We start from the raw sequence: 20,617 nt of genomic DNA on the forward strand, positions 1-20,617 counted from the left end.
CGCCGCCCTTATGATAGCGATGGCATTCGATTCGGTGCACCCTCCCCGCGCTAGCCCATGCGCACTCCCCAAATTCCCAAATTTCAATCGGCCCGGAACTTACAGTCTGTGCCTGACGTCAACGCGTGACGGGCCACGGTCTTTCCGCAACCGTCGAGCCGGAGCATTTTATGCAGCAACACATCCAGAACAATTTCATCATTCTCACCGGCGGTCCGGGCTCGGGCAAGACGAGCCTGATCTCAGCCCTTGGCCAGCGCGGATACGCAACCTCGACCGAGGCCGGGCGCGCAATCATCCGCCATAATCAGATAGTGGATGGCCCTGCCGTGCCATGGAAGGACCCCGCCATCTTCGCGGAACTGATGCTGTCGTGGGAGATGCGATCCTACGATAGCGCAGCCGACAACGCCGACCTCGTCTTCTTCGATCGCGGCGTGCCCGACATTGTCGGCTATCTGGAGCTTAGCGGCCTTGAAGTTCCCGCACATGTCCGCAAGGCAGCAGGGATATTCCGCTACAACCCGACGGTTTTCATTCTGCCGCCGTGGTCGGAGATATTCACACAGGATACAGAGCGCAAACAAACGCTTGAAGAGGCCGAGCGGACCTTTCACGCAATGGTTTCGGCCTACAGCGATTGCGGCTATGCGCTCGTCGAGGTTCCACGCGTGCCGATTTCGGAGCGGGTCGCCTTCCTTATCGAAACCATAGGCGCCGTCACCTGACGACAAAGGCTCCCGGAACGCGCGTTCCGGGAGCCTTCGCATGCTTCTGACGGAGGATCAGAATTATTCGGCAGCGGCTCCCGCCTCAACGACGCGGCGCCTGCCGATTGTTGCCTGGGTAAGAACGAAAGCGCCAACCGCACAAAGAGCGATGCCTATGGCCATCGGCAGGGCCGTGCCGTCGAAAAACACGCCGGCAATGACCATCGCTATCGCCGAGGTGACGAAATGCAGCGTACCCATCAGCGCCGACGCCGTACCGGCGATTTCGCCGTGGTCCTCGAGCGCCAGAACCGAGGTTGTCGGGATGACGAGGCCGAGGAAGCCGTATCCAACAAAGAGGAACGCCGCCATCACCGGCAGTTGATTGATACCAAGGCTCATGACCACGACCATCGCCGCCATGGTGAGCGCGAACGCCGTGACCGCCATGCGCATGACGCGGACGAGGCCAAAGCGGTCGCCGAGCCAGCCGGTCAATTGCGATACAGCAAAGAACGACACGGCATTGTCGAGAACGCTATGCTGTATTGGGTTGGCGTCAGCCCATAGTGATCGATCAGCACGAATGGCGAGTTCGCGAGATAGACAAGGAAACTGGAAATGCCGAGGCCGCCGATAAAGGTGAGCGTCAGGAAATTCCGGTCGCCAAGAAGCAGGCGGTAGGCCGACATGGCGCTGCCAAGGCCGCTTTCGGCACGCGCCTCGGATGGGCGCGTTTCCTTGAGCTGAGTCGATAGCAGGATAAGGCCGATGAAGGCGGCGATCATCACCGCCCAGAAAACACCGCGCCAACCGTAAAATTCGATGACGGCACTGCCCGTCAGCGGCGCCAGGATCGGCGAAATGCTAAAGACCAGCATCAGCAGCGACATCAGGCGGGCCGCCTGGACGCCCGTGTGCATGTCACGGACGATCGCCCGCGGAATGACCATCCCGGCGGCGCCGCCAATTCCCTGCAGGAAGCGGAAGGCGACGAGCGTCTCGATATCCTGCGCAAGGGCGCAGCCGATGCTGGCGACGGCAAAGAGGCCGATGCCTATGTAGAGGGGCGCCTTGCGGCCCCACATGTCGGACAAGGGACCGTACAGCAACTGGAAAATTGCAAAGGAAATGAAGAATGCCAGTAGGCTCAGCTGTACGGCGCTGTTTTCTGCCCCGAGTTCCCTGCCGATCGATGGCATGGCCGGCAAGTACGTGTCGATGGCAAATGGGCCGATCGCAGTGAGAAGACCGAGGATGAGAGCGTTGCGAAAGAAGGATGTCGTCATGATGCCAAATCTTTCAAAAGCTGCGGCGCAGAAACCGGATTGTTTCCGCGGTGCCTTGCGATCAGGATGAGGTTTGACGGAGCGCACAGTCTTGGGAGGAAGTACACGTACCGCGTTAATTGGCGTGTCAACAATTTTGGACACGAGTGTCAAATTAGACACCATTGTCTAAAACGTCAAGACGCCTTATCTTTCATTCATGACAAATCGTGACGTTGCCCTGAAATCCGCGGGGCCCACCATGCGTGGCCAATGTGCCAAACGCCTTTCCATCCTTGACGCCGCTGCCAACGTGTTTTGCCGCGAAGGCTTTTCCGGAGCGAGTATCGACGAAATTGCCGTCGAGGCCAACGTTTCCCGCCAGACCATCTACAACCACTACCGCGAGAAGGAAACGCTGTTTACCGCCGTCGTCGCCGACGTCATGGACCGGGCCAATGCCGCGCTCTTTTCGGTCCTTGCGACCTTTCCCGAGAAAAGTGACAATCTGGAGAACGAACTGACCGGGTTTGCAATACGTTTGACCCAGAATTGCCTTTGCAATCAGGACGGGCGCTTTTTGCGCAAGCTTGTCCAAAGCGAGGGCGAACGTTATCCGCATCTGTTCGAGGCCTGGCGCCAGCATGGGCCGGGCAAGATTACCATGGCCCTCGCCGCGCTGTTCGCCCGCCTCAACCACAAAGCTATCCTCGACATCGACGATGTCGATGTCGCCGCGCGCCAGTTTCTTGCGCTCGTCAACGCCGACCTGCAGATGGTAACGCTGTTCGGAGAAACGCCGAGCCAGGAACAGATGGAGAGCGCGTCGCGCAACGCGGTCCGCACGTTCCTTCGCGCCTATGCCCCCCAGGGCAACGATTCGAACCGCCCGAGCCCGGCGCTTTCCGTTGTCGGCTGATCATTATTGGCGCGCCATTTTCCCTCTCCGCTCACTGCGCTTAACGATCCGCCCAGCCCATCACGTTAAATTTAAGCGCAGTGCTGACAAGCGGTCGCAATTCCTTTAGCCATGCGCCATAATGGTCGAAATTCGGTCACCCTTTCGCTTGACAGGCAGGGGTGAATCCATGGGATAAGAATGCATGCCACAAGATATGATCCGCTACGATATACTTGCCCAGGAAGCGCTTCGGGGCGTCATCCGCAAAGTGCTCGGCGAAGTTGCCAAGGCAGGTCTCCCGGGCAATCATCATTTCTTCGTCACCTTCCTGACTGGCGCGCCCGGCGTGCGAATCTCGACCCGGCTGCACGAGAAATATCCCGAGCAGATGACGATCGTGTTGCAGCATCAGTTCTGGGACATGCAGGTGACCGACACGCAGTTCGAGGTTGGCCTCTCCTTCGGCGACGTGCCGGAGCGCCTCGTCGTGCCGTTCTCGGCCATTCGCGGCTTTTATGATCCTTCGGTCAATTTCGAACTCGAATTCGACGTCGAGATTGCCGAAACGGTCGGGGACAATGATCAGGGCGTCACCAGCATCGCGCCTGCCCAGCCCGAAAAGCCCAAGGTCGCAACGCCGAGCGCCAAGCCGAAGCCGCCCGTCAAGGCAGCGAAGAAGCCTGCAAAGGCAGGCGGTGAAGCTGCTGAGGAAAACGGCGAGAAATCATCGGCTTCCGTCGTATCGCTGGACTCCTTCCGCAAGAAAAAATAGCTGTGGGCGAGATCGTCAACCTTCGCCTGGTCAAGAAGCGCAGGGCCAAGGACGCAAAGGACAAGCACGCCGCCGAGAACCGCATCCGGTACGGTCGCACCAAGGTTGAAAAGCAATTCGAGCGCGATGAGACCAACAAGGCCGCGCGCTTTCTCGACGTCAATAGGCTGGAAAAGCCCGACGCCGCCGACCCGGCTGACGTGCCTACGGACAAGACGTGAGCGCCGTCCGCAAGCGCTCGGTTTCCATTCATGGCCACCGCACGAGCTTTTCGCTCGAAGACGCTTTCTACGACCTTCTGCTCGACATCGCCAAAGCCCGCAATCTGACCATCGCCGGCCTCATTGCCGAAGTGGATGAGACCCGCGACCGCAATTCCAATCTTTCGTCGGCGTTAAGGCTTCATGTTCTCGGTTGGGTGAGAAACGCCGGCAACAATCGTCCGTAAATAGCTGTTGCGACTCTGCAAAAAAATATAGGCGCGGTGTCGGCCCGGCCCATGCTCGTTCGTCCTCGGAGCGGTTGAATTCAAATCGAAAGGAAGGATAGATGCCAGCCAACCAGAAGATTACGCCATGCCTTTGGTTCGACGGAAATGCTGAGGACGCGATTGAGTTCTATTTGTCGGTTTTCAAGGATTCGAAGGTTCTTGAAATTACCCACTGGGGCAAGAGCGACCCAGAAAAGGAAGGCAAGGTCTTGATCGCCAAGTTCCAGTTGGCAGGCGAGGAATATCTCGCCCTTAATGGCGGCCCGCAGTTCAGATTCACCGAGGCTGTCTCACTCACCGTCGACTGCGCCAACCAGGAAGAAATCGATTACTACTGGGAAAAACTGACAGCCGATGGCGGCGAACCCGGACCATGCGGCTGGCTAAAGGACAAGTTTGGCCTGTCATGGCAGATCGTTCCATCGCTGATCATGGAAATGCTGCAGGACAAGGACGTGGACCGGTCGACGCGCGTCATGAATGCATTGATGGATATGCACAAGCTTGAAATCGCCGAGCTGCAACGGGCCTATGACGCCGGATAGGCAGCGCTCATCGACGGAATTCTCCCCGACCTAAAATTTTGGTTCGAGCGTCTTCAAAAACTCGTCGACGGACTGCTTGTTTATCGTACCCGATCCCTGTGACGGGGCCACAGCTGCGCCGCCCTGCCCTTGCGCGGGCGGCGTTTGGCCCTGTTCAAGGGCCTTCTGGGCCGCAGCTTCGTCCGCAGCTCTCTTTGCTGCAGCCGCCCGCTCCTCGGCGGCGCGTTTTTCCGCCTCGGCGCGTTCAGCCGCTTCCTTTGCCTCTTGTTCAGCCTTCAACCGCGCCTCTTCGGCAAGACGCTGCCTTTCGTCCGCACGCGCCTGGAAGAGTTGAGCCTCGCGGCGCAGCCGCTGCTTTTCGACAAGCGCCGCCTGCATGGCGTCGACCCGCTGTTGCTCGCGCTCAAGCGCCCGCTGCGTCAGAAATTGCTCCAATGGCTGCTGGTTGAGCGTCACCTTCGGTGCTGCCCAAGGTCCATAGAGGCTGAACTCGACGACGGGATCGGCCCCGGCCACGATCGACTTTCCGGGATCGAAAACGAAACGTCCCTGCGACGCGACGGTGAGATCCGGAAAGTTGACCCTAAGATCGGCGCCAAGCGTCGCTCCCTCGCTCGCCAACTGGAACGTCGACGTGCGCGCCATGCCGCCGGCGATGGTGAAGGCGAACTCGGCAGCGCCCGCCTTGAACTCGCCAGTGTTGAGATATTTGCCGATCGTGGCGTCGATCATTGCCGGGGTAACCGGCCCGTCGGCCGCATCCGTATCCGTCACAATCGGCGTCAATGCCGCTGGATTGAGAGCATTGATCGCAAGATCGGCGACAGAAATGACACCGGAACCCGCCACCGATTGCATCATCTCGGCCACTGACGTGCCGGTTGCATTGACCGATGCCGAAATTTTTGTCTTGCCGCGAAGCGGCACGAAGGGGATTACGTCCTCATCGGGCTTGTAAAGCGTATCGAGCGCCGTACCGTCCAGGGTGAACTGACCTGTTGCCAGTCCCGTTCCGCTGGTATTGCGCAGTTCGAACATGCCGTTGAAATTGCCGCCGAGAATATCCCCCTTCGCGTCATCGAAGCGTAGCGATCCGTCTTTCAGCGCCGTGTTTGCCTGAAATTTGCCGATCGTCCCGAGGAAACCGGCATCCGCCTCGTTTGCATTAAGCTTCAGCTTGACATTCAGGGGAAATAGCTGTGTGCCCGAAAACGTCGTCGTCGGCCATGGCCCGAGTGCCTCCGCTTGGAGCGCGCTGGTCCCGAGCATGAAGTCACCGAGAGTCGCAAGATCGAGATGCGCCAAATTCAAATCGCCTTGAACGTCGGGGACCTGGTTGGCGATTTCTATTCCGAGCCGTCCGCCGACCTTGGTACCGCTCACCTGGCCCGCAAGATCGGGAAGGTTAAGCCTGCCCTTGCCCAGTTGAAAGCTGCTGGCAAGATCCACGGGCATGCCATCGCCAAAGCCTGGAAGCGTGTAGCCTGCCGTCGCGATATAGGGTTCGAGGTCCGCTGCCTTGATCGAGGCCCTACCTTCGCCACTGAGAATATCGCCGATATTGCGAAACACGCCATCGACGAGCGCCTGTCCGTCCGATGCTTTAAGCGAAAGTTGCGTCTGCAGCCCGTCCTTCTCGTTGCCCTTCAAGGCAAGATCCGCTTCAAGCCCGCCAGCAAGCCCAAGAGGCAGCGCCGGCAGGCCGATGAACGCCATCAGGGCTTCCGCCTGTTCGCTGCGCGAATCCATGGTGAGTTCGAGGCTTCGCAAACCCTCGCTGTTCTTCGAGGTCGTACCTGAAAGCGTGACGTCCATCCCGCCGGTCTTGCCGGCCGCGCTTAAGGAGAACTCGTTGGCACCGCTTTTTCCCTGCAGGCTATTGGCGAGAACGTTAAGCTTGGTTTCCTCGAAAAGGCCGGGATAGCTTACCGCATGCTGGCTGAGCGACGTTATGAATGGGAAGTCGGGAAACCTTCGCGCCATAGCCGTCACGAAGGGAGCAAGGTTGTCGGAAAGCACGGTCGAATCGATTGAGCCGGATGGTTCCGCCTTGAAGGGTTCGAGCTTGCCGGTTGCGGTAATGGTTGCCCCGGCGACATTGCCGATCGTCAGGCGATCAATATCGAAGACGCCGTCGCGCAGGCGGAATGAGGTGTCGAGCGTTTCTGCGACAAGGCCGCCATGGGTGACGGGTCCAGCTTTGAGATGCACATCGAGGTCCTGTCCGCGCAATTGCGGTGAGCCATCGTCCGAAGGCTGGTTATTATTGCCGAAGATGGCGGCGAATGCTTCAAGCGCATCCGCGTCAAGCGCGCCGCCCTCGAGCACCAATTGCGTCAGCGGCAGGGATTCGCCCTTGGCGCTTCGCAGAAGCGAACCCTTCAGCGAGGCCCCGCCAAGGGCAACCTCGAGATTGTCGATCTTCTGCAGGTCATCGCGCAGGCTTACATCGCCGGAAAAGCCCGCGCCAGGCAGACGCCGGATGGCTTCGTCGACCGAATTGGTCAGCCATGCTGCGAGCCCGGAGGGCTGCCGAGAAGCGACGAGCAACCGGCCGTCGAAGCCGAAATCATCGCCGACCCTTAAGGTACCCTTTGCCTCGAATTGCGTGCGTCCCGGCAGTTCGGCCCGCAACTGGTTGATCGTCCAGCCGGCTGCGGATGGCGCAGCGTCGATGGTGACGGAGCGGATGGTCGTATCGCCCGCAACGATCGCGGGCAGTTTGAGGTCGATCCTGCCCGGCACTGTTGGAATTGGCAGCTGGTCCATGAGGCGGCGGAACACCGCCAGACGCTCGGCCGCCGTTATCGGGGTCGGCGTTGCGCCTTTCGCCGGCTGAGCCTGCTCCGCGAAGGTGACCTGCTGGCCATCTGCCGTCACTTCGAAGTGGGGGGTCTTGCCATAATCGAACAGGGCGGTGCCATTGACCACATAAGGATCGTCCACGGGCCCCTGCTCCATGCGGAACTCGGGGATTGTCACCTTGGCGTGGTCGGCCTCGAAGCGGCCTGTCACCCGCAGGCTGGACAATAGCGGCTTTGCTTTTTTCTGCTCGACTTTGGCGCCCGTAGCCGCAGCGACTTCATCGGCCGAGCGGATGGCGATACTGCCGGTATATTTGAGGCCGCTGTTCTGAAGCGAAACGAGACCGTCGGTTTCGAACGAGGCCGGAACATTGTCAGGAGTGAAGCGGGTGCGCAGGTTCATCGTACCATCCGGTTTGACCGCGCCTGTCGATGCAGTAACGGCGGTCTTCTTGCCGTTGAAGAACAGCGTGCCATCGAAGCTCCAGGGTCCGGACAGATCGTTCGCTGCAAGCGTGGCATCCAGATTGGTAACCGTACGCGTGGTTCCCGTCGAAGCATCGCGGATGATGATCGATCCGTCCGTGATGCGCATGTCTTCAAGCCGTACCTGCGCGGAATGAAACGGCGTACGCGGACGGATCGCCCAGTCGAACGCCCCGTCCTTGTCGATCCGAACGGTGGCCCGCGGATTCTCGATGCGCATGTCGAAAATCAGGATTTCGCCGCGTATAAAGGGCGCAAGCTCGGCATCCATTGAGAACTTGTCGATCGTCATGACGGGCTCGGTGCCGGGATCGCCGACCCGCACATCGGAGAATGTTACCGAAGGAAACGGCAGGAGACGCGCGCTCGCGCTGCCCGCAACCGTAACGGGCCGGCCCAGAAGCGCCGACGCCTCCCGCTCGAACGACGAACGATAACCGGCCCAGTCGACGAAATAAGGCACGATCAGTGCTGCAGTCAGCACCAGGACGAGGAGTCCACCAATGAAAACAAAAAGGCGTGCCAGGTTCCTGCTCCGATCACTCTATCTTGGGCGCTATAGCAGAAGATTGCGCACGCGGGCGTGACGAGCGCCTCGCTCGCACGCAATCCTCAGAAAAAGGTTCAGCGCCCCGAATCAACTTGCAAGCTCAAAGCCGTAAGATCTTGCCGGGATTCATGATATTGCCCGGATCGATGGCGCGCTTAATCGTTTCCATGACATCGACCGCACCGCCAAGCTCGGCTCTCAGGAACTTGATCTTGCCCTGCCCTATGCCGTGCTCGCCGGTGCAGGTACCATCCATTGCGATGGCCCGCAAATTGAGGCGCTCGACGAAGGCTTCGACCTTTTGTATCTCCTCGGGGTTCTTTTCATCGAACAGCACGAGCACATGGAAGTTGCCGTCTCCCGCATGGCCGACGATCGGCGCGATGAGGCCGCTGCTCTCGATATCGGTTTCCGTCTCCACAATGCATTCCGCCAATCGCGAGATCGGCACGCAGACATCCGTTGACAGCGACTGCTTGCCCGGAGCGAGCGTCATGCAGGCAAAGTACGAGTTGTGCCGCGCCGACCAGAGTTTCTCCCGCTCCTCAACATTGGCGGTCCATTTGAATGCGCCGCCGCCATTGGCCGCAGCGATTTCGCCGAAGAGCTCCGCCTGTTCCGCCACCCCGGTTTCACTGCCGTGAAACTCCAGGAACAGGTAGGGCGCCGGTTCGTAGTCGAGCTTTGAATAGGCGATCATTGCCTGCATTTCGAGCTGGTTGACGAGTTCGATACGCGCCACGGGAATGCCCATCTGGATGGTTTCGATCACCGTGTTGCAGGCGCTCTCGAGATCGGGAAACGCACAGATACCGCCAGAAATCGCCTGCGGAATGCCGTAGAGCTTGAGCGTCAGTTCGACAATGATGCCGAGCGTGCCTTCGGAACCTATGAGAAGCCGCGTCAGGTCATAGCCCGCGGATGTCTTCTTCACCCGTTTCGACGTGGTGATGAGACGACCGTCGGGCATCACGGCTTTCACAGCCAGAACGTTCTCGCGCATTGTGCCGTAGCGCACTGCATTCGTTCCCGAGGCGCGCGTCGCCGCCATTCCGCCGAGGCTCGCATTGGCGCCGGGATCGATCGGGAAGAACAGCCCGGTATCGCGCAGATATTCGTTAAGCTCCTTGCGCGTAACCCCAGGTTCGACAACGACATTCAGGTCTTCGCTATAGACTTTCAGAATGCGGTTCATGCGCGACAGATCGATCGATATGCCGCCGGCCGGCGCGTTCACATGGCCTTCGAGGGAAGTGCCTGTTCCAAACGCGATGACCGGTACCTGCCACTCTCCGCAAAGGCGCACGACCTCCTGCACGTCCTCGACGGATTCGGCGAAAACGACGAGATCGGGAGCCTGGTTCGGAACGTAGCTCGTGGTGTGGGCATGCTGTTCGCGAATGGATTTGCCGGTTTGGGCATTATCGCCGAAGCGCTTCTTGAGAATCGATACGACAGTTGCAATTCCGTTCTCGTTGCGCAGCAATGCCTCTGCGTCTGCCAGTGCCATTTCAGTCTCCACCCTTCCGCGCATCGTTTACGGCCGAAACGGCCACAAGCTCATGCATGCGCGTTCGCACACTCTTTTTGACCACCACCCGCGCACAAGCGAGGGCTGGGCACAACAATCGAGGATTCATCGATTATCACCGCATTTTCGGGGAATGCACGTGACTTGTCCAGTTGTAACTCAGTGTGAAAGTTGCCGGCCCAGCGCGTCGCAACGCCGCGCGTCAGTCTTCTTCGTCGTCATCGTCGTCCGGATGCCAATCGGTCACCGCGACGAAGCGTTCCTGCTGGCCGGTCTTCTCGAAGACACTGCCGACCGGAGCGTCCAGCAAGGGAATAATGCTCGGATCGTAATTGGCGATCGTATTGACGTCAAAGATGCCGCTGTTCTCCGGATCTTCCATGTAGTCGTCGCTCTCAAAGCCGGAAAGGAAGCGCCAGCCACTGTCGAACTCGTTGTCGGGGTCTTCGCGGTACATGAAACGCACCGGAAAACCATCGATCGTTATCGTGTCCGTAGCGATGCAGCCACCATAATTGCGAATCAATGGCCGTATCTGGTCTTCACTGAGTCGATAGCTCTTTTCCATGGCCAATTTTAATTGATCGTCATGGATTTGGCTAGTTTACGGAAGCGATCGGCATATTTGGCCTTCTCACTGTCGCGAACGATCAGGATGGCACGGACGTATCGACTGGCCTCGAAACGGGCGATTTGAGCGACATAGAGAGGATCCCCGCTCGCCGCATCCTTGGCGCTGCCGTCGATTTCGACCCATTCGGCGCCGTCGGCTTCGGAACTCGATTCATTGTCGGAACTGACATCCTTGATGCCGGTCAGCGACGCAAACGCTTGCCTGGCAAAGTCCATGCGCGTGGACGGCTCGGGCGCCGTATTGAGATTTGAGGCAATGATTACCATCGGCTGTATGGAGTTGGTCGCAACGTCATTTGCTCCTTCGGTCAAAAGAAACGTCGCGCCGGCGATGACGCGCACAGGACGAAAGCCCGCCATGTCGGTCAGCTTGAAGGGGAGCGATGCGATCTGTTCATCGAGGCTCGGCGGCGGGCGAACGACGATGCTGCGCAGCGCCTGATCGACATCGGCATCGGACAGGCCGCCTTCGACGCCATCGGGAATCTGCACCGTGACCATGGCTGTCGTCGACTGTGCACCGACGAGCACGATCCATTTGCGATATTTTATGCCGGCCGCCATCTGGCTCCCGCGCATGAGCTTGGAGACGACCGCGCCCTGAACCGGCCAGTTTTCAGGCTGGCCCACAGTTTCGATGCCCGTCTCGCGCAGGCCCTCGGGATTGAATTTGGCCGCCAGTGCCGCATAGGCGTCGGCGGGCATTTCGGTGACGACGACGGAGGTGCCCTTGGCTGCGTCTTCGAAACCGCTGAAATTGGTGGAAAGCACCAGCCCGGGCGGCGGGACGAGCCCTATGCTCGATCCGCCCGGAAATACGACATCATCAGCGCGGCTTGCCCCAATGCCGGCGAGCAGCAACATCAGAAAGCTTAGGGCAATTGTGACCAGGCGCATTGGCGGTTCCTTGCGTGAACGTCATCCAGAAGTAGTGCTCCGCGACGGTTCCCGCAAGCTGTTGGCCTCGTTCGCTGTTTCGCGCTAGCTCAGGTTCTTCTTGAAGAAGCCGATTGTCCGGCCCCAGGCAAGCTCGGCGGCCTTCTTGTCGTAACGCGCCTCCGAGGTATCATTGTTGAAAGCGTGATTGGCGCCATCATAGACAAAGATTTCGAAGGTCTTGCCGTTCGCCTCGAGCGCCTTCTTGTAGGCGTCGATGCCCGCATTGATGCGCGTATCGAGCCCAGCATATTGCAGGAGGAGCGGCGCCTTGATCTTCTGCACGTCTTCAGCCTTGGGCTGGCGCCCGTAATAGGCGACGCCTGCGCCAAGATCGGGCGCATTGACGGCAAGGTCATTGACAAGCCCGCCGCCCCAGCAGAAGCCGACGACCCCGACCTTGCCGTTGGTGGCCTTATCGTTCTTCAGATATTCGATGGTCGCGACACCTTCGGCAATCGCCATGCTGGCATCGAGCGCCCCGATCATGTCGCGGGCCTTGTCCTCATCCGGCGGCGTTCCTCCCGAAACGGACAACAGGTCAGGCGCGAGCGCAACAAAGCCTTCGAGCGCCACGCGCCGCGCGACATCGCGGATATGATCGTTCAAGCCACGATTTTCATGAATGACGACAACGCCGGGAAGCTTGCCGGACGCATCGGCAGGGCTTGCCCTATAGCCCTTGATCTCGCCTTTGGATCCGGGAAACACGACATCCTTCGTGAGCAGGCGCTTGTCGTCGGCAGCGACGATGGCCGCTCTCGCGGAATTTGCCGCCAGCAGCGGGGCGATCATGGCTGCAGCAGCACCCGAGCCGGCAAGCTTGGTCAATTTGTCCATGAAAGAGCGCCGGTCAAGCGTCAGGTGCGTATACTCGTCATAGGCATCGACCATGGCCTGCGTGATTTTCGGAGTAGCGTTAGGATCGTTCATGACAGCCTCACCCTTGTTGGGGGGCGAGGCGCCGACCTTTCACATCAGCGCTTGCAGCGGTGTGAAAGGATGCCGGTTGAGAGGGCAACGCCAAGCCCGGTTATCAATGCTGCCGCAATCTCCCAGACGCCGACCGGTTCGTCAAGGAAGATGGCGCCGCCAAGCGCGGCAAGAACCGGCGTGAGGGCGCTGAAGGCCGCTGCCTGGCTGCCGCCCAGCACACGCACAGCGATCCCATAGGCGAGCATGGCGGCGAGGCCCGACAGGATGCCCTGGCTGAGAAACTGCAACGCGATCTCCGCCAGGGGAACGCTGGTGATGGCCGTACCGAAGACAAGCGCGAGGCCAATGTGGATGATGAAAGACCAGACCGCAATCAACGCGCCGCCTTCAAGCGCCGTGAGGCCGGAGCGCTTGAACGCATGCGTATAGCCGGCCCACAGGAGAGCTCCCAGCGGCAGAAAGGTAAAGCTGATCCACCCGATCGCGTGGCTGCCGAGCGCGATGGTGAGAAGTATCGCAAGACCGGCCACGATTGCGGCAAGGCCGAGCCAGCGGGTGAAATCCGGCCGCTCGCCGAAGACGACCACGCCGATCAGTGCGGCAGCAAGCGGCATCGATCCGCCGAGCAATACGCCCACCGCCGAAGCAGGCGTGGAATGGATGGCAAAGGTGGTGATCTGGAAGAAGAGTGCCCCTGCCCCGCAGACCATGATGGCGACAAGCTTGACTGGCACGCCGCGCGGAATGAGCCCGGTTCTGAGCCAGACCGGCGTAAGGACCAGCGCCGGAACACCATAGCGGATCAAGCCGAGATCGATGGTGCCAAGGTGTGTTGCGCTGCTGTGCCGGGTGGCGATGATCCACGTCGCCCAGATAAGGATGGTAATCAATGCGCCGGCGTAACCGGCTCCCAGTGAATTGGACTTCTTCATTTCGGGGGCAAGAGCAACCATCGGAATGTCCTTTCGTTTCGTCCGAAACATCGTTCGGTTGAGAGAACAATAGGGCAAACGGTCGAAGCATGTCCTTGCAAGTTGATGCCGCTCTACTTATGCTTTCAGCAACTTTCGGGAAATTCAAACCCTGTAAGAGGTCATTTATGCCAAATATGGATAATTTCGATATCGGCATTCTTGAGGCGTTGCAGGAGGATGCGCGTGCAACCAATGTGGAGATCGCCGAGAAGGTGAACCTCTCCCCGTCCCCCTGCCTGCGCCGCATCCGCAACCTCGAAAAATCTGGCGTGATCCGCGGCTACCGCGCCGACATCGACCGCAAGGCCGTAGGCCTCGGCTTGACGGTTTTCGTGGAAATAAAGGTCGGGCACCACAGCCGCGAAAACTCGGAAGCGCAGCAGGCCGCGCTCCTGGCGATGCCTGAGGTTGCGGCCGCTTTCCTCATTTCAGGCACGGCAGATTTTCTGGCCGAAGTGGTGGTCGAAGACCTCAGCGCCTATGAACGATTCCTCACCGACAAGTTGCTCCTTCTGCCCGGCGTCGCCGATATACGCTCCAACTTCGCCATTCGGACGGTAAAGACCGGCGCGCCGCTGAAATTGCCGCAGCGATGATGCTCACTTCGGCAATGCATAGGCCATGACGTAATCGCCGGGCTTGGTTCCGACCGAACCGTGACCGCCGGCGACGATGACGACATATTGCTTGCCGTCGGCGAGCGCATAGGTCATCGGCGTCGACTGACCGCCGGCTGGCAACCGCGTCTCCCACAATTGCTTGCCGCTCGTGAGATCGTAGGCCCTGAGATAATCATCGACAGCCGCGCCGAGGAAGGCGACGCCGCCTGCCGTGATCATCGGTCCGCCGATGCCCGGCACCCCGACCTTGAAGGGCAAGGGCAGCGGCGAAGAATCGCGGACAGTGCCGTTGCGGCGCTTATAGGCGATTTTGCCGGTGCGCAGATCCGCGCCGGCGACATAGCCCCACGGCGGCGCCTGGCAAGGCAAGCCAAGCGGCGAGACGAACGGCCCCATATAGACCGCATAGGGGGCGCCTTCATTGCGGTTGAGGCCCTGCTCGCTGCCTTTCGTACCCGCGCCGGGCGGCGGCACTTCGGCACGTGGCACCAGCCGCGAGGTGAAGGCGAGATAGGTCGGCATGCCGAACATCACCTGGCGCGCCGGATCAACCGCGACACTGCCCCAGTTGAACACACCGAAATTGCCCGGATAGATCAGCGAGCCTTGCAGCGAGGGCGGCGTATAGCGCCCGTCATAGCGCAGGCGAAGAAACTCGACGCGGCAGGCGAGTTGGTCGAACATCGACACGCCCCACATGTCCTTGCCTGTCAGACGCTGCGGCATAAAGGTAAGGTCCGAAACCGGCTGCGTCGGTGACGTGGAATCGCCTTCTATGGCGCCCGTTGGCGCCGGCACCTCGTTGACCGGTATGATCGGTTCGCCCGTGCGCCGGTTAAGAACATAGATGTCGCCCTGCTTGGTGGGGCCGACCAGGGCTGGCACCGAGCCCGTAGCCGTATTGATGTCGACAAGCACCGGCTGGGCCGGAATGTCCATGTCCCAGAGGTCGTGATGCACGGTCTGGCGCACCCAGCGCAACTGTCCGGAGTTCAGATCGAGGGCAACGATGGATGAGGAGAATTTCTCGACATTCTCGCTGCGCCCGGCTCCCAGCTGATCGGGCGTCTGGTTGCCGAGCGGCACGAAGAGGAGGCCAAGCTTCTCATCGACGCTGGATACCGACCAGCTGTTCGGTGAGTTATGCGTATAAGTCTGTCCTTCGGGCAACGGCGCCGTTATGTCCGGATTGCCGGAATCCCAGTTCCAGATCAGGGCGCCGGTATTGATGTCGAAGGCGCGGATGACCCCGGATTGTTCGTGGACCGAGTAATTGTCATTGACGGCGCCGCCAACAATGATCTTGCCAGCCGCTATGACCGGCGGCGATGTCGAGTAGTAATAGCCGGCGGGATTGTAAGGCATGCCCTTTTCAAGATGGACTGTGCCTTTGTCGCCGAAGGATGGGCAGATTTGGCCATTGGCCGCATCGAGGGCAATCAGACGGGCGTCAGATGTCGGCAGATACACGCGCTCGGCGCAGGGTTGCCCCGCCGTCACATTCGGATCGGCATAATAGGAGACGCCGCGACACGTCTGATGCTGGCGATCCGGGTTGAGACCGACATTCGGATCGAACTTCCATTTCTCCTTGCCCGTCGCCGCATCGATAGCGATCGCCCAATTGTGCGGCGTGCACAGGTAGAGCGTATCGTGGACCTTGAGCGGCGTGACCTGATAGGTGGTTTCCCCAACGTCCTGCGGCAGCTTCACATCGCCGGTCTGATATTGCCAGGCGAGCTGCAGGTTGCCGACATTCTCGGTCGTGATTTGCTTCAGCGGCGAATAGCGCTGGCCGTAGGGCGTGCGGCCATATTGGTGCCATTCATTGTCCGGCACATTGCCGCCAAGGTCAGGCGTGGCAACGATGACTTCCTTGCTGAGTTCGCCCACGATCTCAAGCGGATCGCCTGTCATCGCGTAGCCAGCAACGCCGAGCCCGACGATTGCCGCAATGCCCAATGGCAGTGCCGGCAGAAAATCAGAGGGCGACCTCCCCTCCTCCTCGTTGAGCTCACGCCGGATCCATGGGGTCAGCAACCAGAGCGCGAAAAGCATGATCACGCCGCCGCGCGGCGCGAGCTGCCACCAGTCGAACCCGATCTCCCAGATCGCCCAGGCCAATGTGCCTATGACCAGAACAGCGTAGATGATGAGGGCGGAACTGCGCTTGCGAAAAAGCTGGATCGACGTGGCAAGGAAGAGGATGCCAGCGATGAGATAGTACCAGCTGCCGCCGAGAATAATGAGCCAGATCCCGCCGACGCCAAGCACCGCTGCAAAGATGAAGAAGATGAGCGCCGTCAGAGTGATTGCCATGGTGGGGGTCCTTTCCAGGCTCAATCAAGTTCGGTTCGGTGGCCTTGGCATGCGGCTGCGAATGCGCCGGCGGCTGCCAGAGTCGGCTCTGGTCAAAATGGGTAAGCCTTTAAATTGCTTGAAGCAATATCGACTAAGGAACAATGCAACCGGAGATATACACCGCTCAAGCCCTCTCAGCGCGCGCCCGTTCTCTTTTTGTATCGCTTTTATCTGGTTTTTCGATCCCGAATCATTACATTGGGTTCAAATGGCCGGATTGCCTGACGATATTCCATTCTTCGATGAACCTGAGGCGCCGCGGCGTCCATCGGGCATAGCTGCGCGCGCCATGCAGGCGCGCGGCGCACCGCCTTACCTCAATGGCCTTAATCCCGAGCAACGCCTTGCCGTGGAGACGACGGAGGGACCGGTCCTCGTCCTCGCCGGTGCCGGCACGGGCAAGACCCGCGTTCTGACCTCCCGCATCGCGCATATCCTTTCACTTGGTAAAGCCTATCCGAGCCAGATACTCGCCGTGACCTTCACAAACAAGGCCGCGCGCGAGATGAAAGAGCGCATCGGGGTCCTTGTCGGCGGCGCCGTCGAAGGCATGCCCTGGCTTGGCACGTTTCACTCGATCGGTGTCAAGCTACTGCGCCGGCACGCCGAACTTGTCGGGCTCAAATCCGATTTCACCATTCTCGATACGGACGATGTGATCCGCCTCATCAAGCAGATCATCCAGGCCGAGGGAATTGACGACAAGCGCTGGCCGGCCAAGCAATTCGCGCTGATGATCGACAGCTGGAAAAACAAGGGCCTCGGTCCGGCCGAAATACCGGAAGGCGATGCGCGGTCATTTGCCAACGGCAAGGGGCGCGAACTCTATACGGCCTATCAAAACCGCTTGAAGACGCTCAATGCCTGCGATTTCGGCGATCTTTTATGTCATCCGATCCGCATGTTCCGCGCCAACCCGGATGTTCTGAAGGAATATCACGCAAAGTTCCGCTACATTCTGGTCGACGAGTATCAGGACACCAACACCGCCCAATATATGTGGCTGCGCCTGATTTCGCAGGGGTCGAAGAATGTCTGTTGCGTCGGCGACGACGACCAGTCCATTTATGGCTGGCGCGGCGCGGAGGTGGACAATATCCTGCGCTTCGAGAAGGATTTCCCCGGCGCCAAGGTCATCCGCCTCGAGCGCAACTATCGCTCGACCGCACATATTCTCGGTGCTGCCTCCTACCTCATCTCGCACAATGAAGGCCGGCTCGGCAAAACGCTCTTCACCGATGCGGCAAACCCAGACGATGCCAAGGTGAATGTCCACGCCGCCTGGGATTCCGAAGAGGAAGCCCGTGCTGTCGGCGAAGAAATCGAGCAGGCGCAGCGTCGCGGGCACAATCTCAACGACATGGCGATCCTCGTGCGCGCCTCCCACCAGATGCGCGAATTCGAAGACCGCTTCGTCACGCTCGGACTGAACTACCGGGTTGTAGGCGGACCGCGTTTTTACGAACGCCTTGAGATACGCGATGCCCTCGCCTATCTGCGTGTCGTGGCGCAGACTTCCGACGATCTTGCCCTGGAGCGCATCGTCAACACGCCGAAGCGCGGGCTTGGCGAGGCAGCGATCCGCCAATTGCATGATTATGCCCGCGCTCGCGACATCAGCATGTTCGATGCCGCCGTCGACCTTGTCGAAACCGAAGAGCTGAAGCCGAAGCCGCGTTCAGCGTTGCGCGAAGTCATCGAGAACTTCAAGCGCTGGCAGGCGCTCATCGACAATACGCCGCATACGGAACTCGCCGAGCAAATCCTCGACGAATCCGGTTATACCGCGATGTGGCAGGCGGATCGGTCGGCCGAAGCGCCTGGCCGGTTGGAAAACCTCAAGGAACTGATTCGCTCGATGGAGGAATACGAGTCGCTGCGCTCGTTCCTCGAACATGTCGCGCTGGTCATGGATGCCGAGCGGAACGAGAACCTTGACTCCGTCAACATCATGACGCTGCATTCGGCCAAGGGACTGGAGTTCGAGACGGTATTTCTCCCCGGTTGGGAGGAAGGTCTCTTTCCGAACCAGCGGGCGCTTGACGAAGGCGGAAGGTCCGGCCTCGAAGAGGAGCGCCGCCTCGCCTATGTCGGGCTGACCCGCGCCAAGAAGAACCTTCACATCTGGTTCGTCTCCAACCGGCGCATCCATGGTCTGTGGCAATCGACTATTCCCTCGCGCTTCCTCGAAGAACTGCCGGAAGCGCATGTGGACGTTGTCGCGGGTGGCGATTCCTATGGAGGCTATGGCGGACGCGGCGGTTATGGCCAGTCGCGTTTCGACCGCGCCGACCCGTTCGAGAACAGCTATTCGACCCCAGGCTGGCAGCGGGCGCAGCAGCATCGCTCTGATGCCACGCGCAACAATTGGGGCTCACGCTCGGGCGCGAAGGTGGAGCGGATCGGCTATGGCGAGACGGATTCGGGCTTCGGCGCCGGACGCGGCTCGGTCAAGGGCCGCACCATAGATGGGGAACTCGTGGCAAAATCCGTCAGCGAAACGCCCTCCAACTTCGACGTGGGCGACCGCGTCTTCCATATCAAATTCGGCAACGGCAACGTCTCCTCGATCGAAGGCAACAAGCTGACGATCGATTTCGACAAGGCCGGCCAGAAGCGCGTGCTCGACAGTTTCGTTCAGGCGATTTGACTGGCTGGATTAAACCAGCCAATCGCCGTGAACCCAACCCGAAAAGTCTGGCTTTCCTGAAGCCTCGAGCACCGAAACGTAGCGCCATTTGCCGCTGGCTTCGTGCACCAAGACCTTCGTACCATCGGGCAGCATATTATGAACCAGCGGGAACGACGCCCCGGCACCGGAGCGGATGTTGAGCCCGCTCGGGCAATGCACGACCATCACCGCATCGCCATCTTCGGCCTCGCCTTTCACCTTGGCCTTGAACGTCGCCATGTCCCAGGCCGGGCCGGGATCGGACTTGCGGCCGGGCGCGATATCGTCGTGGCCGAGAATATCCTCGATGGCATATTCGGCGCAGATCGCCTGGACCGCCGCGATCACGGTCTCGAGCTGCGCCGTAGTGAAAACCTCCCACCCGCAATCGGGCGCGCCGAACTTGTGCCTTGCTTCGATAACCTTTTGACCTTCGACCGGCGCACCCGTCCACGATACCCAGCCGGCGCCGCTCTTCTTCAAAGGTCCCCAGTTCTCGATCTCGATGCCGATCGCAGAATTGTTAAGACCGGAATATTGCCGGCCGCCCTTGCCGGTCCAGCGGCTTTGACCCGCGTGCCATGCGACCTTGTCGAAGGGCACGCACTGACAGATGGAGCCATCGCGCGGTACGACGAGGTGAGCCGCGACGTTGGCGGACTTTTGCGAAAAATATCGGGCGATATCGGCGTCCGGCCCACTTGCCGTATAGTGAATGGCGATGAATTTCGGGGCCAGCGCGCCGCCGACATTGGGAGAAGCAACGAACGGAAGCTGGGAACCAATCGGAGCAAGCCTATGATTTTTAATCGTGAACTTCATGACCAGTTTCCTTGATGTAGAACTGGTCCTAACCTATACGTTATAAGAATAAATTCCTATTAGACGAACGGGCTACTATTTTTCGCCATCGCAGGCCACAGACCTCTATTAGGGCTTGCCCTTGGTCCAGGTCACATTGCCGGCAAAAAGCGGGATGGTCGAGATCGAGGTCTTGGCCGAGCCGTCCTGAACCTGCGTCGCGTGCGCCAGATAGATCAGCGAATTGTTGGGTTTGTCGTAGATGCGGGTGATGACGAGCTTCTTCCAGATAAGGCTGGTGCGCTCGGAGAATACGCGTTCCCCGCCTTCGCCAAGTTCGATATCGCCAATGGTCACCGGGCCCGTCTGCTGGCACGAAATCGACGCATTGGACGGGTCTTCGAACCAGTTGCCCTTTTGCAGCCGATCGATAACCCCGCGGGAGAAAGAAGCAAGGTGGCAGGTCACGCCCTCCACTTTCGGATCATGGACCGCATCGATGACGATATCATTGCCGAACCAGTCGACGCCCACCTTGCCGACCTCCTCGGCTGTTGCCGGCTGGAATGCCGCGGCGCCAAAAAGCATGAGTGCAATCAATGTCTTCTTCATTCAAATCTCCGGAGGT

The 20,617-nt window shown here is 59.7% G+C and carries 17 protein-coding genes and 1 pseudogene; 8 read left to right on the forward strand and 10 right to left on the reverse strand.

Annotated features, from left to right (window positions below; translation table 11 throughout):
* Positions 1–170: 170 nt before the first annotated feature.
* Positions 171–728 (forward strand): AAA family ATPase, encoded by a 558-nt coding sequence (locus HQ945_RS10760; RefSeq protein ID WP_113282229.1) that lies wholly within the window; start codon positions 171–173, stop codon positions 726–728.
* A gap of 63 nt (positions 729–791) precedes the next feature.
* Here the strand turns inward: HQ945_RS10760 and HQ945_RS10765 are convergent.
* Positions 792–1,999, reverse strand: a pseudogene (locus tag HQ945_RS10765) (multidrug effflux MFS transporter).
* Positions 2,000–2,240: 241 nt separating this feature from the next.
* Between HQ945_RS10765 and HQ945_RS10770 the strand changes: the two are divergent.
* The 5 genes from HQ945_RS10770 (at position 2,241) to HQ945_RS10790 (ending at position 4,686) form a co-directional block, all read left to right on the forward strand.
* Complete coding sequence (locus tag HQ945_RS10770; RefSeq protein ID WP_246272640.1) at positions 2,241–2,897, forward strand: TetR/AcrR family transcriptional regulator; 657 nt, start codon at positions 2,241–2,243, stop codon at positions 2,895–2,897.
* A 184-nt stretch (positions 2,898–3,081) separates the two neighbouring features.
* Positions 3,082–3,651, forward strand: a complete 570-nt coding sequence (locus HQ945_RS10775; protein ID WP_027231866.1) for an SspB family protein — start codon at positions 3,082–3,084, stop codon at positions 3,649–3,651.
* A 2-nt stretch (positions 3,652–3,653) separates the two neighbouring features.
* The gene (locus HQ945_RS10780; protein WP_036814435.1) at positions 3,654–3,872 is read left to right on the forward strand and encodes a DUF4169 family protein; all 219 of its coding nucleotides are present in this window, start codon (positions 3,654–3,656) and stop codon (positions 3,870–3,872) included.
* Positions 3,869–4,099: a ribbon-helix-helix domain-containing protein gene (locus HQ945_RS10785; protein ID WP_027231867.1), complete on the forward strand. Its 231-nt coding sequence runs from the start codon at positions 3,869–3,871 to the stop codon at positions 4,097–4,099. The genes HQ945_RS10780 and HQ945_RS10785 overlap by 4 nt, the downstream gene beginning before the upstream one ends.
* A 101-nt stretch (positions 4,100–4,200) precedes the next feature.
* A complete protein-coding gene (locus tag HQ945_RS10790; RefSeq protein WP_027231868.1) occupies positions 4,201–4,686 on the forward strand; it encodes a VOC family protein in 486 nt (161 codons plus the stop codon).
* A 30-nt stretch (positions 4,687–4,716) separates the two neighbouring features.
* Here HQ945_RS10790 and HQ945_RS10795 read toward each other — a convergent pair whose 3' ends face one another.
* The 6 genes from HQ945_RS10795 to HQ945_RS10820 form a co-directional block, all read right to left on the reverse strand.
* On the reverse strand, positions 4,717–8,502 hold the full coding sequence (locus HQ945_RS10795) for an AsmA family protein (protein WP_281358743.1): 3,786 nt from the start codon (positions 8,500–8,502) through the stop codon (positions 4,717–4,719).
* A gap of 124 nt (positions 8,503–8,626) precedes the next feature.
* Entirely contained in the window at positions 8,627–10,036 is a 1,410-nt protein-coding gene (locus HQ945_RS10800) for an FAD-binding oxidoreductase (protein WP_027231870.1), read from the reverse strand.
* Between the two features lie 223 nt (positions 10,037–10,259).
* Positions 10,260–10,625: a DUF2185 domain-containing protein gene (locus tag HQ945_RS10805; RefSeq protein ID WP_027231871.1), complete on the reverse strand. Its 366-nt coding sequence runs from the start codon at positions 10,623–10,625 to the stop codon at positions 10,260–10,262.
* A gap of 8 nt (positions 10,626–10,633) precedes the next feature.
* Complete coding sequence (locus HQ945_RS10810) at positions 10,634–11,587, reverse strand: hypothetical protein (protein WP_113282225.1); 954 nt, start codon at positions 11,585–11,587, stop codon at positions 10,634–10,636.
* A gap of 84 nt (positions 11,588–11,671) precedes the next feature.
* Entirely contained in the window at positions 11,672–12,559 is an 888-nt protein-coding gene (locus HQ945_RS10815; protein ID WP_113282224.1) for a dienelactone hydrolase family protein, read from the reverse strand.
* A 44-nt stretch (positions 12,560–12,603) separates the two neighbouring features.
* The gene (locus HQ945_RS10820; RefSeq protein ID WP_113282223.1) at positions 12,604–13,515 is read right to left on the reverse strand and encodes a DMT family transporter; all 912 of its coding nucleotides are present in this window, start codon (positions 13,513–13,515) and stop codon (positions 12,604–12,606) included.
* Positions 13,516–13,661: 146 nt separating this feature from the next.
* Here HQ945_RS10820 and HQ945_RS10825 point away from each other — a divergent pair, with 146 nt between their 5' ends.
* Positions 13,662–14,132: an Lrp/AsnC family transcriptional regulator gene (locus HQ945_RS10825; RefSeq protein ID WP_091945076.1), complete on the forward strand. Its 471-nt coding sequence runs from the start codon at positions 13,662–13,664 to the stop codon at positions 14,130–14,132.
* Positions 14,133–14,135: 3 nt separating this feature from the next.
* Here the strand turns inward: HQ945_RS10825 and HQ945_RS10830 are convergent, their stop codons facing one another.
* Positions 14,136–16,475 (reverse strand): glucose/quinate/shikimate family membrane-bound PQQ-dependent dehydrogenase, encoded by a 2,340-nt coding sequence (locus HQ945_RS10830; RefSeq protein WP_113282222.1) that lies wholly within the window; start codon positions 16,473–16,475, stop codon positions 14,136–14,138.
* Between the two features lie 250 nt (positions 16,476–16,725).
* Here HQ945_RS10830 and HQ945_RS10835 point away from each other — a divergent pair, with 250 nt between their 5' ends.
* Positions 16,726–19,167, forward strand: coding sequence for an ATP-dependent helicase (locus HQ945_RS10835; protein WP_091922254.1), 2,442 nt, complete (start codon positions 16,726–16,728; stop codon positions 19,165–19,167).
* A 9-nt stretch (positions 19,168–19,176) separates the two neighbouring features.
* On the opposite strand, the gene HQ945_RS10840 is transcribed toward HQ945_RS10835, so the two are convergent.
* Both HQ945_RS10840 and HQ945_RS10845 read right to left on the reverse strand, forming a co-directional pair.
* Positions 19,177–20,010 carry an N-acetylmuramoyl-L-alanine amidase gene (locus HQ945_RS10840; RefSeq protein WP_174208075.1) on the reverse strand — a complete coding sequence of 278 codons (834 nt, stop codon included), beginning with the start codon at positions 20,008–20,010 and terminating at the stop codon, positions 19,177–19,179.
* 108 nt (positions 20,011–20,118) lie between these two features.
* The gene (locus HQ945_RS10845; protein ID WP_091922258.1) at positions 20,119–20,601 is read right to left on the reverse strand and encodes a CreA family protein; all 483 of its coding nucleotides are present in this window, start codon (positions 20,599–20,601) and stop codon (positions 20,119–20,121) included.
* Positions 20,602–20,617: the final 16 nt, after the last annotated feature.

Origin of the sequence: Phyllobacterium pellucidum, assembly GCF_013327855.1 — a bacterium.
GTDB classification, from domain to species: Bacteria; Pseudomonadota; Alphaproteobacteria; order Rhizobiales; family Rhizobiaceae; genus Phyllobacterium; species Phyllobacterium pellucidum.